Raw genomic sequence first — 14,031 nt, 5'->3', positions numbered from 1 at the left:
TTAATACTAATTAAGTAGAAATTATAAAACTGTCATTTAGCTGGGGCAATTGGTTTGGCATTTTGAATAAAAAGTGCGGTGAATTTTGGAAGCGTTTTTTATGCGTAACTAAAGATCCTTTCACGGATCTTTGGCGCTGTTTAATTATTGACAATAAACCTCAGAACGATTAAAATTCACCGTCTATTTCTGTATTGAAGTAGATTTTTTGAACAACATTCTATTATTGAATAACATTTAAACTGGAGCTTTTTTAATGGCAACTATCAACCAGCTAGTACGCAAACCGCGTGTGAAAAAGGTTGTAAAAAGCAACGTTCCTGCATTAGAGGCTTGCCCGCAGAAACGTGGTGTATGTACTCGTGTATATACTACAACTCCTAAAAAACCAAACTCAGCGTTACGTAAAGTATGTCGTATCCGCTTAACTAACGGTTTTGAAGTAACTTCTTATATCGGTGGTGAAGGTCACAACCTTCAAGAGCACAGTGTTGTATTAATCCGTGGTGGTCGTGTTAAAGACTTACCAGGTGTGCGTTACCACACAGTACGCGGTGCATTAGACTGCGCAGGCGTTAAAGATCGTAAACAAGGTCGTTCTAAATACGGCGTTAAACGTCCTAAAGCTTAATGGTTCTCCGTTAAGTAAGGCCAAACGTCTAAATTAGCAAAACAATTTAAACCATAAACTCCAGTCAAAAGCGCTTTGCGCTGCAAATTTTCTCAAAGAGAAATATTGCTGATGGGTTTTGGATATCCTGAAGATTAAAATACGGAGAAATTCGCAATGCCACGTCGTCGTAGTGTTGAAGCACGCAAGATTCTTCCAGATCCGAAGTTCGGTTCAGAATTACTTGCAAAATTTATTAATGTAATCATGGTAGACGGTAAAAAATCCGTTGCTGAATCAATCGTTTATGGTGCTTTAGAAACTTTAGCACAACGCACAGGTAAAGAGCCTTTAGAAGCGTTTGAAGTTGCACTTGAAAACGTACGTCCAACAGTTGAGGTTAAATCTCGTCGTGTTGGTGGTTCTACTTACCAAGTACCAGTTGAAGTGCGCCCTGTTCGTCGTAACGCATTAGGTATGCGTTGGATCGTTGAAGCAGCACGTAAACGTGGTGATAAATCAATGGCTTTACGCCTTGCAAACGAATTATCTGATGCTTCAGATAATAAAGGTGCAGCAGTGAAAAAACGTGAAGACGTTCACCGCATGGCTGAAGCTAACAAAGCATTTGCTCACTACCGTTGGTAATAAGTTTTTGAATTTAAAGGGCTTCATCGTTGATGAAGCCTTACCCTTATATAAACAGATATTAAACTTAACAAGGTTATAATAATGGCTCGTACAACCCCTATTGAAAGATATCGTAATATCGGTATTAGTGCGCACATTGATGCTGGTAAAACTACTACCACTGAACGTATCTTATTCTACACTGGTGTAAGTCACAAAATTGGTGAAGTACACGATGGTGCAGCGACAATGGACTGGATGGAACAGGAACAAGAACGTGGTATTACCATTACCTCTGCGGCAACTACCGCATTCTGGTCTGGTATGTCACAACAGTTCCCACAACACCGTATCAATGTTATCGATACCCCGGGACACGTAGACTTTACTGTTGAAGTAGAACGTTCTATGCGTGTTCTTGATGGTGCGGTAATGGTTTACTGTGCGGTTGGTGGTGTTCAACCTCAGTCTGAAACTGTATGGCGTCAAGCTAATAAATATGAAGTTCCGCGTATTGCGTTCGTAAACAAAATGGACCGTACTGGTGCAAACTTCTTGCGCGTAGTTGAACAATTAAAAACTCGCTTAGGTGCTAATGCGGTTCCACTTCAACTTCCAATTGGTGCAGAAGAAAACTTCACAGGTGTCGTTGACCTAATCAAAATGAAAGCGATTAACTGGAATGAAGCAGACCAAGGTATGACTTTCACTTATGAAGATGTGCCTGCAAATATGCAAGCGGACTGTGAAGAATGGCGTCAAAACCTTGTAGAAGCAGCAGCTGAAGCATCTGAGGAGTTAATGGAGAAATACTTAGGCGGTGAAGATTTAACTGAAGAAGAAATTAAGTCTGCATTACGTCAACGTGTATTAGCAAGTGAAATTATCTTAGTAACCTGTGGTTCTGCGTTCAAAAACAAAGGTGTTCAAGCTATGCTAGATGCCGTTGTTGAATATTTACCAGCGCCAACAGATATTCCAGCTATTAAAGGTATCAATCCAGATGAAACTGAAGGCGAACGTCATGCAAGTGATGAAGAACCATTCTCTTCATTAGCATTTAAAATTGCAACTGACCCATTCGTAGGTAACTTAACCTTCTTCCGTGTGTACTCTGGTGTAATTAACTCTGGTGATACAGTATTAAACTCTGTACGTCAAAAACGTGAACGTTTTGGTCGTATCGTACAGATGCACGCTAATAAACGTGAAGAAATCAAAGAAGTTCGTGCGGGCGATATCGCTGCAGCAATCGGCTTAAAAGATGTAACTACGGGTGATACATTATGTGCAATTGAAGCACCAATTATCCTTGAGCGTATGGAATTCCCAGAGCCAGTAATCTCTGTTGCGGTAGAACCAAAAACTAAAGCTGACCAAGAAAAAATGGGCTTAGCATTAGGTCGTTTAGCACAAGAAGACCCTTCATTCCGTGTTCACACTGATGAAGAGTCTGGTGAAACCATTATTTCTGGTATGGGTGAGTTACACTTAGATATCATCGTTGACCGTATGAAACGTGAGTTCAAAGTGGAAGCTAACATTGGTAAACCACAAGTATCTTACCGTGAAACTATCCGCACTCGTGTTAACGATGTGGAAGGTAAACACGCAAAACAATCTGGTGGTCGCGGTCAATATGGTCACGTTGTTATCGACTTATATCCGTTAGAGCCAGAAGGTCCTGGTTACGAATTTGTAAACGAAATCAAAGGTGGTGTAATTCCTGGTGAATATATTCCAGCTGTTGATAAAGGTATTCAAGAACAACTTAAATCTGGTCCATTAGCTGGTTACCCAGTAGTAGATCTTGGTGTACGTTTACACTTCGGTTCATACCATGATGTGGACTCATCTGAATTAGCGTTTAAGTTAGCCGCTTCTTTAGCATTTAAAGCAGCATTCGCTAAAGCAAACCCAGTTCTACTTGAGCCAATCATGAAAGTTGAAGTAGAAACTCCACCTGAGTATGTTGGTGATGTAATCGGTGACTTAAGCCGTCGTCGTGCTATGGTTAATGGTCAAGAAGCGAATGAATTCGTTGTTAAAATCGATGCAGAAGTTCCACTTTCTGAGATGTTCGGTTATGCAACAGACTTACGTTCACAAACTCAAGGTCGTGCATCATACTCAATGGAACCGTTAAAATATGCTGAAGCTCCAACAAGTGTTGCAGCTGCAGTAATTGAAGCGCGTAAAAAATAATTTTTGTAAACCAGCGGTGTAAAACATGATTGTTTTATACCGCACTTCTTAGGAAACATTAGCAATGTCTAAAGAAAAATTTGAACGTACAAAACCGCACGTAAACGTGGGTACAATCGGCCACGTTGACCACGGTAAAACAACTTTAACAGCAGCAATCACAACCGTATTATCTAAACACTACGGTGGTGCAGCTCGCGCATTTGACCAAATCGATAACGCGCCAGAAGAAAAAGCGCGTGGTATCACCATCAACACTTCACACGTTGAATACGATACAGCAACTCGTCACTATGCACACGTTGACTGTCCAGGACACGCCGACTATGTTAAAAACATGATTACTGGTGCGGCACAAATGGATGGTGCTATCTTAGTAGTAGCAGCAACTGATGGCCCTATGCCACAAACTCGTGAGCACATCTTATTAGGTCGCCAAGTAGGTGTACCTTACATCATCGTATTCTTAAATAAATGCGACATGGTAGATGACGAAGAGTTATTAGAATTAGTAGAAATGGAAGTTCGTGAACTTCTTTCTCAATATGACTTCCCAGGTGACGATACTCCAATCGTACGTGGTTCTGCATTACAAGCATTAAACGGCGTAGCAGAATGGGAAGAAAAAATCCTTGAGTTAGCAAACCACTTAGACACTTATATTCCTGAGCCAGAGCGTGCGATTGACCAACCGTTCCTTCTTCCAATCGAAGATGTGTTCTCAATCTCAGGTCGTGGTACAGTAGTAACTGGTCGTGTAGAACGTGGTATCATCCGTACTGGTGATGAAGTAGAAATCGTAGGTATCAAAGATACAGCGAAAACTACTGTAACGGGTGTTGAAATGTTCCGTAAATTACTTGACGAAGGTCGTGCAGGTGAAAACATCGGTGCATTATTACGTGGTACCAAACGTGAAGAAATCGAACGTGGTCAAGTATTAGCGAAACCAGGTTCAATCACACCACACACTGACTTCGAATCAGAAGTGTACGTATTATCAAAAGATGAAGGTGGTCGTCACACTCCATTCTTCAAAGGTTACCGTCCACAATTCTATTTCCGTACAACTGACGTAACTGGTACTATTGAATTACCAGAAGGCGTGGAAATGGTAATGCCTGGTGATAACATCAAAATGACAGTAAGCTTAATCCACCCAATCGCGATGGACCAAGGTTTACGTTTCGCAATCCGTGAAGGTGGCCGTACAGTAGGCGCTGGCGTTGTTGCGAAAATCATCAAATAATTGATGTATTCTTGAATGTCTTAAATACAGAAAGAAGACAAAAGAAAGTGCGGGGAAAATTCTCCGCACTTTTTGTTTATAGGTGATATTTGAAAGTTATCAAAATGTGATTTTTTAATCAGTATTTTATCGACTGGTTACATTTCTTTCGTTATAATTGAGCGTCTTATTTTATTTAACAAACGTGTTCGGTGTGGATTTTTACCGAGTGCAAATTAATTGAGGTAACAAATGTCATTAAATATTGAAACAACTCAAGGTTTAGAACGCCGTGTAGCGATCACCGTTCCTGCTGAAACTGTATCTAAAGCAGTTCGTGAAGAATTTAAACGTGCATCAAAAAATGTGCGTGTAGATGGTTTCCGTAAAGGACATGTTCCTGCCCATATTATCGAACAACGTTTCGGTGCATCAATCCGTCAAGATGTATTAAACGATTTATTACCACGTCATTTTTTTGATGCTGTGATTGCAGAAAAGATTAATATTGCAGGTCGTCCAACTTTTGGTATTGAGGCTTTTGAAGAAGGTAAAGATCTAGTTTTCACCGCAACTTTTGAAGTTTATCCAGAAGTTAAATTACAAGGTTTAGAGAATATTAAGGTTGAAAAACCAACTGTTGAAATCACAGAAGCTGATATTGATAAAATGGTTGATGTGTTACGTAAACAACAAGCAACTTGGGCAGAAACCGACTCTGCAGCAAAAGCAGATGATCGCGTAACTATTGATTTTGTTGGTTCTGTCGATGGCGAAGAGTTTGAAGGCGGTAAAGCATCTGACTTTGTATTATTTATGGGACAAGGTCGTATGATTCCTGGTTTTGAAGATGGTATCGTAGGCCATAAAGCAGGTGAGCAATTTAATATTAATGTAACTTTCCCTGCTGAATACCATGCAGAAAACTTAAAAGGTAAGGCTGCAAAATTTGCAATCACCTTGAAAAAAGTAGAAAACATGGTGTTACCTGAGTTAACAGATGAGTTCGTTGCTAAGTTCGGTCCGAATACTAAATCTGTTGCAGATTTACGTGTAGAAATTCGTAAGAATATGGAACGTGAATTGAAAAATGCATTAGTTTCACGTGTTAAACAACAAGTAATCAATGGGTTAATTGAACAAAATTCAATTGAAGTTCCAGCTTCTGCAGTAGAAGAAGAAATTAATGTATTACGCAATCAAGCGGCTCAACGTTTTGGCGGTAATGCACAACAAGCTGCACAGTTACCACGTGAATTATTTGAAGCGGAGGCAACTCGTCGTGTTCAAGTAGGTTTATTATTCTCTGAAGTGATTAAATCTAATGAATTAAAAGCTGATGAAGAACGTGCTAAAGCAATGATTGCAGATATTGCATCAGCTTACGAGCAACCAGCTGAGGTTGTTGAATACTATAGTAAAAACGAAGAATTAATGAACAATATTCGTAACGTAGTATTAGAAGAACAAGCAGTGGATGCAGTACTTGCTAAAGCACAAGTTACTGAAAAAGTTTCTTCGTTTGATGAAATTATGAATCCACAAGCATAATGATTAATTAATATCGTTATGATTGAATAAAAGTGCGGTCGCTCTTTTTAACAAAAGCGACCGCATTTTTATTTGTAGGTTATTTAGAGTAAAATAATTAGCAATTTTAGTGAAAAAGGTAAGAAAATGAGTGTAATTCCTATGGTTGTTGAACAGACTTCGCGTGGCGAGCGTTCATACGACATTTATTCCCGTTTATTAAAAGAGCGTGTGATCTTCCTAAGTGGTGAAGTGGAAGATCGTATGGCAAATCTCATTGTGGCTCAGCTGCTTTTTTTAGAGTCTGAAGATGCAACTAAAGATATCAATATCTATATCAACTCTCCCGGTGGTTCTGTGACCGCAGGTATGGCTATTTACGACACAATGCAATTTATTAAGCCTGATATTCGTACACTTTGTATCGGTCAGGCATGCTCAATGGGCGCATTCTTGCTTGCTGGCGGAACTGCTGGCAAACGAGCAGCGTTACCAAATGCGCGTGTGATGATTCACCAACCTTTAGGTGGTTTCCGTGGTCAAGCATCCGATATTCAAATTCACGCACAAGAAATTTTGAAAATTAAACACACCTTAAACGATCGTCTAGCATTTCATACTGGGCAAAGTATCGAACGTATTGAGAAAGATACAGATCGCGATAACTTTATGTCAGCTGAAGAAGCAAAAGCATATGGTTTAGTTGATGAAGTTTTAATTAAACGTTAAGGAAACACATGTCAGACAAAGATAAAGATTTACATTGCTCTTTTTGCGGAAAAGAAAAAAGCGAAGTAGATAAATTAATTGCTGGTACAGACGGCTATATTTGTAATGAGTGTATTGAACTTTGTCATTCAATGCTTGAAGAAAGTAATGATGAAAGTGTAGACGAAAGTGCGGCAGAAAATGAAGAGAAATTACCAACTCCTCACGAAATTCGCGCTCATCTAGATGATTATGTTATTGGCCAAGATTATGCGAAAAAAGTGCTTTCTGTCGCAGTTTACAATCATTATAAACGCTTACGAACTAATCATGAAAATAACGATGTTGAGCTCGGTAAAAGTAATATTTTGCTTATTGGTCCAACGGGTAGCGGTAAAACATTGCTTGCTCAAACATTAGCTCGTCGCTTAAATGTGCCCTTTGCGATGGCTGACGCAACAACATTGACTGAGGCTGGCTACGTGGGTGAAGATGTAGAAAATGTCCTACAAAAGCTTTTACAAAACTGTGAGTATAATACTGAAAAAGCAGAGCAAGGCATTATCTATATTGATGAAATCGATAAAATTAGCCGTAAATCAGAAGGCGCATCAATTACTCGAGATGTATCTGGCGAAGGTGTACAACAAGCATTGTTGAAACTCATTGAAGGTACTGTAGCGTCTATTCCTCCTCAAGGCGGGCGTAAACATCCGCAGCAAGAAATGGTGAAATTGGATACGTCAAAAATTCTCTTTATCTGCGGTGGCGCATTTGCGGGATTAGATAAAATTATCAGTAAACGTACACAAACAAGTACGAGTATCGGTTTTAGTGCGAAAGTAGAAAAGGATGAAGAAGAAAAGTCTCTTTCTGAATTATTCCGCCAAGTAGAACCAGATGATTTAATGAAGTTTGGTTTAATTCCGGAATTTATTGGGCGTTTACCCATGATTTCTCCACTAAGTGAATTAGATGAAGAGGCTCTTGTGCAAATTCTTACACAGCCTAAAAATGCCTTAACTAAACAATATCAAGCTTTATTTGGACTTGAAAATGTGGAGTTAGAATTCACTCCAGAAGCTTTAAAAGCAATGGCTAAGAAAGCGCTTGAAAGAAAAACAGGCGCACGTGGTTTACGTTCTATTGTCGAGGCTGTATTACTTGATACGATGTATGATTTACCATCTATCGAAAATTTACGTAAAGTAGTCGTGGATGAAAGTACCATTGTAGATAATACTGCTCCAAAATTAGAATATCATTCTTAATAGAAAAGTGCGGTTGTTTTTCCTTATGTTTTCTATTTTGCTTGATGATTTTCAATAGGCAAGGCGAAAAGAAAATGCTACAATCGCACGTTCTTATAACTTTATTCTTATTTTCCTAAGTAAATAACGGATTCAATTTATGGCAACTGAAATTGTTGATAAAAAGAAAAATGTACCAGAGACGGTGGTAGAAGGTAAATCTAAAGGATTAAATACCCTTCTTTGGATTTTAGTCGCAGTCTTTTTTGCTGCAGCTGCAATTGGTAATGTTTATTTCCAAAAAGTATATTCATTACCTATTCGTGTAGTGGGTGTAGTCATTGCATTAGTGATTGCTTTTGCATTTGCAGCAATTACTAATCAAGGTACAAAAGCTCGTACATTCTTTAAAGATTCAAAAATAGAAGCGCAAAAAGTGGTATGGCCAACTCGCCAAGAAGCGCGTCAAACTACATTAATCGTAATTGGGGTAACAATCATTGCATCCTTATTTTTCTGGGCGACAGATTCGATTATTGTGACAGTAATTAATTTCTTAACTGATTTGAGATTCTAAAATGACTGAAGAAACAACTGTATCAAAAAAACGTTGGTATGTATTACAGGCGTTTTCTGGTTTTGAAAGCCGAGTGGCTTTAACTTTGCGTGAATACATTAAACAGCAACAAATGGAAGACCAATTTGGTGAAGTGTTAGTTCCAACTGAAGAAGTTGTTGAGAATGTTGCAGGTAAACGTCGTAAAAGCGAACGTAAGTTTTTCCCTGGCTATGTGCTCGTAGAAATGGAAATGAATGATGAAACATGGCACTTGGTGAAAAGTGTTCCGCGTGTTATGGGATTCATTGGTGGTACACCTGATAAACCAGCGCCAATTTCTAAACGAGAAGCCGATACTATTTTAAACCGTCTAGAACAAACCACAGATAAACCGCGTCACCGCAATGAGTATCATCCTGGTGAAGAAGTTCGTGTGGCTGAAGGTCCATTTGCAGACTTTAATGGTACAGTAGAAGAAGTGGATTATGAAAAAGGTCGCTTAAAAGTTTCTGTATCAATCTTTGGTCGTGCTACACCTGTTGAACTAGAATTTGGTCAAGTAGAAAAAATACATTAATTCTTGATTAAGAATAATTAAAAAAATTACCGCACTTTGACCTGTTTTCATAAATTTGGATAGTTCATAAATTAACTTATAAATATTGAGCCCTGTATTTTTACAGGGCTCAAATTTTTAAATTTATTTCTCACTTTCTTTGAATATTTTTCTTTTCAAGAAGATGTTTATCAATAAGGTAGATTGACGTTATGTCCTGACGATGACTTTATTATTGTTAGTTGTGGTCATAAAGATGCGTAATTAATCGACCATTCAAATATTCACCAATATATACCTGGTTTACGGTTAGTTTATTGGCATCTAATTCTGAATGAACCCAATTTTCATCTCGATTAATGATATCAAGAATATCGTAATCAATTTGGCCATCAATAATTAATGGATAGCGTAAATCTTCGTCTCCGTATTGAATGATTGATAGTTGTCCATTTTGTTCAAGTACAGCCCGTTTTACAGTAGAGATTTCATATATTCCTGCTGTACGGAGTTTAAACATTAAATCGTGGGCTGAGATACCATTTTTCATACATTCACTAGTTTGTACTTTGCCATCTAAAATTACCCAAACTGGGCTTCCATCGATAATATTTTTCACAAATCGGTTATGATTTTTGATAAAACGTAGCGTAAAAATTAGTAATGTCCATAAAATGAGAACAAGGGAAAATTGTAATATTCCGATATTGTCATTATAAATAACAGCGCCGATAATACCGCCCAGTACATAATTTTGTACTTGATCCATCGCTGATGTTGGAGCAAGGTTTCCCTTCCCCATTAAATTAATCTGTAAAACAAGACCAATAATGCCCATTGTAAGTTTTATAGCAAGAAATGAATAACTTTCCATTATTTATTTTCCTTATCAATAATATTGATATTCGGGTTGACTAAATTGATTTCAGAGAGTGTATAAGCAGTAAAATTATTATTAAAATTTACCTGATAGTATTTATCCTTAATATTTAGGATCATACCATTTGAAATTTTGGGGTTATTTACTCGCAGATCCTCAAATTGTAAATTTTGTGATGTTTTTACCGAGTTCAAAAATGTAATAATGCGCGAAGTATCATTCGCATATACTTGATTTTGTTCATATTGATTATACTGAATACCAAGTAAGAGAATAATTAAGAGCAGAAAAATAATACTGAGATCTCGGTATTTGGTTTCTAAACGATGGCGAAGATATAAACTTGTTACTAACAGAAGCGCACCAAGTGAAGTAAAAATTGCGATGTATTTAAAATAATCTTGAAAATACATACGGTTTTCTAAATAGAAATAAGTAAAAAAAGACATAAAAATATCCCAAGCTTAGATAAGAAAATCCCTTGCAGAGCAAGGGATTTAGTAATGAGTTAAAGTGCGGTAGAAATTACCAACCTTTTACAACACCATCTTTAAAGTGTTTTTTAGCTTCTTGGTAAACTTCTTCTGTTTGGTAAGATTTTACGAAATCTTGAACAGCTTTGCTGTCTTTGTTATCGGTACGAGAAACGATAATGTTCACATATGGAGAATCTTTATCTTCTACAAATACACCGTTATCTTGTGCATTTAATCCCACTTGACCAGCATAAGTATTGTTTACTACAGCTAAATCAACATCGTCTAATGCGCGTGCTGCAACAGAGGTATCTACTTCAGTGATGTTTAATTTTTTCGGATTTTCAACAATATCCAATACAGTTGAAAGAAGGTTATTTGCATCTTTTAATTTGATTAAACCTTGTTTTTCAAGAAGAATTAATGCACGACCACGGTTTGTTGGATCGTTAGGAACAACAACTTTAGCACCTTCTTGTAATTCATTCACATTTTTGATTTTTTTAGAATAACCCGCTAATGGGTAGACGAAAGTATTACCCACGATGACTAAGTTATTTAAATTTTTCGCTTTTGCATCTTCATCTAAATAAGGTTTATGTTGCATCGCGTTTGCATCTAAATCACCTTTAGATACCGCTTCATTTGGTAATGCGTAGTCATTGAATTCAACGAATTGAACGTCTAAACCATATTTTTCTTTAGCGACTTTTGCTGCAATTTCTGCAACTTGGTGCTCTGGACCAGACATTACACCAACTTTGATTTTAAGTGGTGCAGCTGCAGCTTCAGGTTTTTTGTCTTCTTTACAGCCTGTTAAAACGAGAGCTGATGCGATTGCAGTGATTGCAAAAAGTTGTTTTAATTTCATAGGATTTCCTTCCTGTTTAAGTTAAGAGTTGTGTTTAATTAACGATGATCCACTTTTTTAGCCAGTGTATCGCCGAGTTTTTGGCTAATCATAACGAATAGCACAATAATAATGGTTGCCACCCAAGTGACATAAGGCATATTGCGATATACGCCGTAGTTGATAGCTAGGCTACCTAAGCCACCGCCGCCTTGCGTCCCCGCCATTGCAGAGTAACCAACTAAAGTGACCAGCGTAAGCGTGATACCATTAATGAGTGTAGGTAGTGCTTCTGGCAAATAGAATTTACGAACAATCTGCCATTTAGTAGCCCCCATTGCTTGAGCAGCTTCGGTTAAACCATTTGGGATTTCCATTAATGCATTAGCAGTTAAGCGAGCAACGAATGGCATCGCACAAATACTTAATGGAATAATTGCTGCCGTTGTACCTAATACAGTTCCCACGATGAAACGTGTTACAGGTAATAAGATTAAGAGCAAAATAATAAATGGAATGGAACGCCCAATATTAATAATCGTGTTTAACACAAAATGAGTGCGGTTATTTTGTAAAATCTCATTTTTTCCAGTTAAGAAAGTCCATACGCCAACAGGCACGCCGACTACTACGGCAAGTAAAGTAGATGCAAAGCTGATATAAATAGTTTCATAAGTTGCTGTTGCGACAACACCCCACATTTGAGGTGTTAATTGCTGGCTGAATGTTGCCAAAAAATCATTGAACATAACCAAGCACCTCCACGCGCACGTTGTTTTCCATTAAATAAACTTTGGTTTGCGTAATGGCATCTTCATCGCCTTCTACTTCAGCAATGGTATAACCAAATTTCACGCCTCCAGCATAATCAATTTGTGAGGTTAAGATACTGAGCTCCACGCCAAATTTTTTTGATGCTTGAGAAAGTAACGGCGCATCAACTGAGCGACCCGTAAACTCAAATTTGATAATTGGATACGCTTTGCTGTGTTTCGGCGTATCAGTAAGATTTTCCAAATATTCATCAGGTAGACTTATGTGGAAGGTCGAACGAATAAACTCTTGTGCTAATTCTGTTTTAGGGTTTGCAAAAATTTCACCGACAGTACCTTGTTCAACTAGGCGACCTTGATCAATGACAGCAACTTGATCACAAATCTGTTTAACAACCTCCATTTCATGGGTAATCAACAAAATCGTAATACCTAAAGTGCGGTTAATTTCTTTTAGTAATTTCAGAATAGATTGTGTCGTTGCAGGATCTAATGCGCTAGTTGCTTCATCACATAATAAGACTTTAGGATCGCTAGCTAAGGCGCGTGCAATGGCTACACGTTGTTTTTGCCCACCCGAAAGATTACTTGGGTAGGCATCACGTTTTTCACTTAAACCAACAAGATCTAAAAGTGCGGTGATTTTTTCTTGGATTTTTGCTTTTGACTCACCTTCTAATTCTAAGGGTAATGCCACGTTTTCAAATACAGTGCGAGAACTCAGTAAATTGAAGTGCTGAAAAATCATTCCAATTTGACGACGAGCACGTACTAATTCGCGATCAGAAAGTCCTGTTAATTCTACGCCATCAACAATAACGGAACCGCCTGTTGGTTTTTCTAATAAGTTCACACAGCGAATTAATGTACTTTTTCCTGCGCCAGATGCACCAATTACGCCACAAATTTGACCTTTTTCGATGTTTAATGAGACATTATCAAGCGCAGTCAATTTCTTGCTAGGCATCTCAAAAATCTTCGTTATATTGCTTAGCTTAATCATATAAGCCCTTTTTATTTGCTATTTTTAAATCTGTTTCGGTATTCTAGACGTCTAGATTGCTATGTCAATATGTCAGATTATCTTTTTTAGATAGATTGGTTATGAGTTATATTTGCTAATTGCCTGGATTAAATAGATAATTTTCGTCAATTTGACATTTATAAAAGGTAAGAGAATGAATAAGGCTATTTTTTTAGATCGCGATGGTACGTTAAATATTGATTACGGTTATGTACACGAAATTGATAACTTTAAGTTTATTGATGGTGCGATTGATGCATTGCGAGAATTAAAGAAAATGGGATATATGTTGGTGTTGGTTACCAATCAATCAGGAATTGCGCGTGGTTATTTTTCTGAGGAGCAGTTTTTACAGTTAACAGAATGGATGGATTGGTCATTGGCTGAACAAGATGTGGATTTGGATGGTATTTACTATTGCCCACATCATTCTGAGGGAAAAGGTGAATATAAAGAAGACTGTGATTGCCGGAAACCTAAATCTGGAATGTTATTGCAAGCGATCAAAGAATTAAATATCGATCCAGGGCAATCTGTTATGGTTGGAGATAAAATTGAAGATCTAAAAGCGGGTATCGGCGCGAAGGTGAAAATGAACGTATTAGTTCGTACAGGTAAACCAGTAACAGAGGAAGGTGAGAGAGTAGCTGATTATGTGTTAGATTCTATCGTTGAGCTTCCTAGAATTTTAAAACGATTAAAAAAATAGCTCAAAATATCTATATTTTGCTCTAATCGCTTGCGCTTTAATC

Annotated in this window: 15 protein-coding genes; 10 read left to right on the top strand and 5 right to left on the bottom strand. The window is 37.7% G+C overall.

The genetic code is table 11. The annotated features are described in order from the left end of the window. Nucleotides 1-256 precede the first annotated feature (256 nt). The 9 genes from rpsL to nusG all read left to right on the top strand — a co-directional run bounded on the left by rpsL (nt 257) and on the right by nusG (nt 9,297). Nucleotides 257-631, top strand: a complete 375-nt coding sequence (gene rpsL, locus AAX18_RS05115; RefSeq protein ID WP_005543325.1) for a 30S ribosomal protein S12 — start codon at nt 257-259, stop codon at nt 629-631. Between the two features lie 156 nt (nt 632-787). After that, nucleotides 788-1,258 carry a 30S ribosomal protein S7 gene (gene rpsG / locus AAX18_RS05110; protein WP_005626581.1) on the top strand — a complete coding sequence of 157 codons (471 nt, stop codon included), beginning with the start codon at nt 788-790 and terminating at the stop codon, nt 1,256-1,258. Nucleotides 1,259-1,342: 84 nt separating this feature from the next. Further along, nucleotides 1,343-3,445, top strand: coding sequence for an elongation factor G (fusA, locus tag AAX18_RS05105; RefSeq protein WP_005626577.1), 2,103 nt, complete (start codon nt 1,343-1,345; stop codon nt 3,443-3,445). Between the two features lie 64 nt (nt 3,446-3,509). After that, the gene (tuf, locus tag AAX18_RS05100) at nt 3,510-4,694 is read left to right on the top strand and encodes an elongation factor Tu (RefSeq protein WP_046942883.1); all 1,185 of its coding nucleotides are present in this window, start codon (nt 3,510-3,512) and stop codon (nt 4,692-4,694) included. A 231-nt stretch (nt 4,695-4,925) separates the two neighbouring features. After that, nucleotides 4,926-6,224: a trigger factor gene (gene tig, locus AAX18_RS05095; protein ID WP_005628063.1), complete on the top strand. Its 1,299-nt coding sequence runs from the start codon at nt 4,926-4,928 to the stop codon at nt 6,222-6,224. Between the two features lie 96 nt (nt 6,225-6,320). Further along, nucleotides 6,321-6,932 (top strand): ATP-dependent Clp endopeptidase proteolytic subunit ClpP, encoded by a 612-nt coding sequence (gene clpP, locus AAX18_RS05090; RefSeq protein WP_268988374.1) that lies wholly within the window; start codon nt 6,321-6,323, stop codon nt 6,930-6,932. An 8-nt stretch (nt 6,933-6,940) separates the two neighbouring features. Beyond that, nucleotides 6,941-8,182, top strand: coding sequence for an ATP-dependent protease ATP-binding subunit ClpX (gene clpX, locus AAX18_RS05085; protein WP_005628067.1), 1,242 nt, complete (start codon nt 6,941-6,943; stop codon nt 8,180-8,182). Nucleotides 8,183-8,321: 139 nt separating this feature from the next. Beyond that, the gene (secE, locus tag AAX18_RS05080) at nt 8,322-8,738 is read left to right on the top strand and encodes a preprotein translocase subunit SecE (protein ID WP_005628069.1); all 417 of its coding nucleotides are present in this window, start codon (nt 8,322-8,324) and stop codon (nt 8,736-8,738) included. Between the two features lies 1 nt (nt 8,739). Continuing rightward, on the top strand, nt 8,740-9,297 hold the full coding sequence (nusG, locus tag AAX18_RS05075; protein ID WP_005628071.1) for a transcription termination/antitermination protein NusG: 558 nt from the start codon (nt 8,740-8,742) through the stop codon (nt 9,295-9,297). Nucleotides 9,298-9,514: 217 nt separating this feature from the next. Here the strand turns inward: nusG and AAX18_RS05070 are convergent, their stop codons facing one another. From AAX18_RS05070 to metN, 5 genes are all read right to left on the bottom strand, one after another. Further along, complete coding sequence (locus tag AAX18_RS05070; RefSeq protein WP_046953179.1) at nt 9,515-10,150, bottom strand: DUF421 domain-containing protein; 636 nt, start codon at nt 10,148-10,150, stop codon at nt 9,515-9,517. Then, complete coding sequence (locus tag AAX18_RS05065; protein WP_046953178.1) at nt 10,150-10,605, bottom strand: DUF3290 family protein; 456 nt, start codon at nt 10,603-10,605, stop codon at nt 10,150-10,152. The genes AAX18_RS05070 and AAX18_RS05065 overlap by 1 nt, the downstream gene beginning before the upstream one ends. Before the next feature lie 76 nt (nt 10,606-10,681). Continuing rightward, nucleotides 10,682-11,503 (bottom strand): MetQ/NlpA family lipoprotein, encoded by an 822-nt coding sequence (locus AAX18_RS05060; protein ID WP_005639292.1) that lies wholly within the window; start codon nt 11,501-11,503, stop codon nt 10,682-10,684. Between the two features lie 38 nt (nt 11,504-11,541). Beyond that, nucleotides 11,542-12,231, bottom strand: coding sequence for a methionine ABC transporter permease (locus AAX18_RS05055; protein WP_005629721.1), 690 nt, complete (start codon nt 12,229-12,231; stop codon nt 11,542-11,544). Then, complete coding sequence (metN, locus tag AAX18_RS05050) at nt 12,221-13,258, bottom strand: methionine ABC transporter ATP-binding protein MetN (RefSeq protein WP_046953177.1); 1,038 nt, start codon at nt 13,256-13,258, stop codon at nt 12,221-12,223. Before metN ends, AAX18_RS05055 begins: the two co-directional genes overlap by 11 nt. 175 nt (nt 13,259-13,433) lie before the next feature. Between metN and gmhB the strand changes: the two genes are divergently transcribed. Further along, on the top strand, nt 13,434-13,988 hold the full coding sequence (gene gmhB / locus AAX18_RS05045) for a D-glycero-beta-D-manno-heptose 1,7-bisphosphate 7-phosphatase (protein ID WP_005629725.1): 555 nt from the start codon (nt 13,434-13,436) through the stop codon (nt 13,986-13,988). The last annotated feature ends 43 nt before the right edge of the window (nt 13,989-14,031 follow it).

This window comes from Haemophilus haemolyticus, assembly GCF_001008205.1.
Taxonomy (GTDB): domain Bacteria; phylum Pseudomonadota; class Gammaproteobacteria; order Enterobacterales; family Pasteurellaceae; genus Haemophilus; species Haemophilus haemolyticus_Q.
Note: the sequence above shows the minus strand (reverse complement) of the source record. Positions and strands in the feature narration are given on the sequence as shown.

What these genes read in the sequence shown, in the direction of transcription:
- gmhB (WP_005629725.1), top strand. Translation starts at nt 13,434, where the DNA reads ATGAATAAGGCTATTTTTTTAGATCGCGATGGTACGTTAAATATTGAT.
- fusA (WP_005626577.1), top strand. Translation starts at nt 1,343, where the DNA reads ATGGCTCGTACAACCCCTATTGAAAGATATCGTAATATCGGTATTAGT.
- AAX18_RS05060 (WP_005639292.1), bottom strand. Translation starts at nt 11,503, where the DNA reads ATGAAATTAAAACAACTTTTTGCAATCACTGCAATCGCATCAGCTCTC.
- clpX (WP_005628067.1), top strand. Translation starts at nt 6,941, where the DNA reads ATGTCAGACAAAGATAAAGATTTACATTGCTCTTTTTGCGGAAAAGAA.
- tig (WP_005628063.1), top strand. Translation starts at nt 4,926, where the DNA reads ATGTCATTAAATATTGAAACAACTCAAGGTTTAGAACGCCGTGTAGCG.
- tuf (WP_046942883.1), top strand. Translation starts at nt 3,510, where the DNA reads ATGTCTAAAGAAAAATTTGAACGTACAAAACCGCACGTAAACGTGGGT.
- rpsL (WP_005543325.1), top strand. Translation starts at nt 257, where the DNA reads ATGGCAACTATCAACCAGCTAGTACGCAAACCGCGTGTGAAAAAGGTT.
- rpsG (WP_005626581.1), top strand. Translation starts at nt 788, where the DNA reads ATGCCACGTCGTCGTAGTGTTGAAGCACGCAAGATTCTTCCAGATCCG.
- AAX18_RS05070 (WP_046953179.1), bottom strand. Translation starts at nt 10,150, where the DNA reads ATGGAAAGTTATTCATTTCTTGCTATAAAACTTACAATGGGCATTATT.
- secE (WP_005628069.1), top strand. Translation starts at nt 8,322, where the DNA reads ATGGCAACTGAAATTGTTGATAAAAAGAAAAATGTACCAGAGACGGTG.
- metN (WP_046953177.1), bottom strand. Translation starts at nt 13,258, where the DNA reads ATGATTAAGCTAAGCAATATAACGAAGATTTTTGAGATGCCTAGCAAG.
- AAX18_RS05055 (WP_005629721.1), bottom strand. Translation starts at nt 12,231, where the DNA reads ATGTTCAATGATTTTTTGGCAACATTCAGCCAGCAATTAACACCTCAA.
- nusG (WP_005628071.1), top strand. Translation starts at nt 8,740, where the DNA reads ATGACTGAAGAAACAACTGTATCAAAAAAACGTTGGTATGTATTACAG.
- AAX18_RS05065 (WP_046953178.1), bottom strand. Translation starts at nt 10,605, where the DNA reads ATGTCTTTTTTTACTTATTTCTATTTAGAAAACCGTATGTATTTTCAA.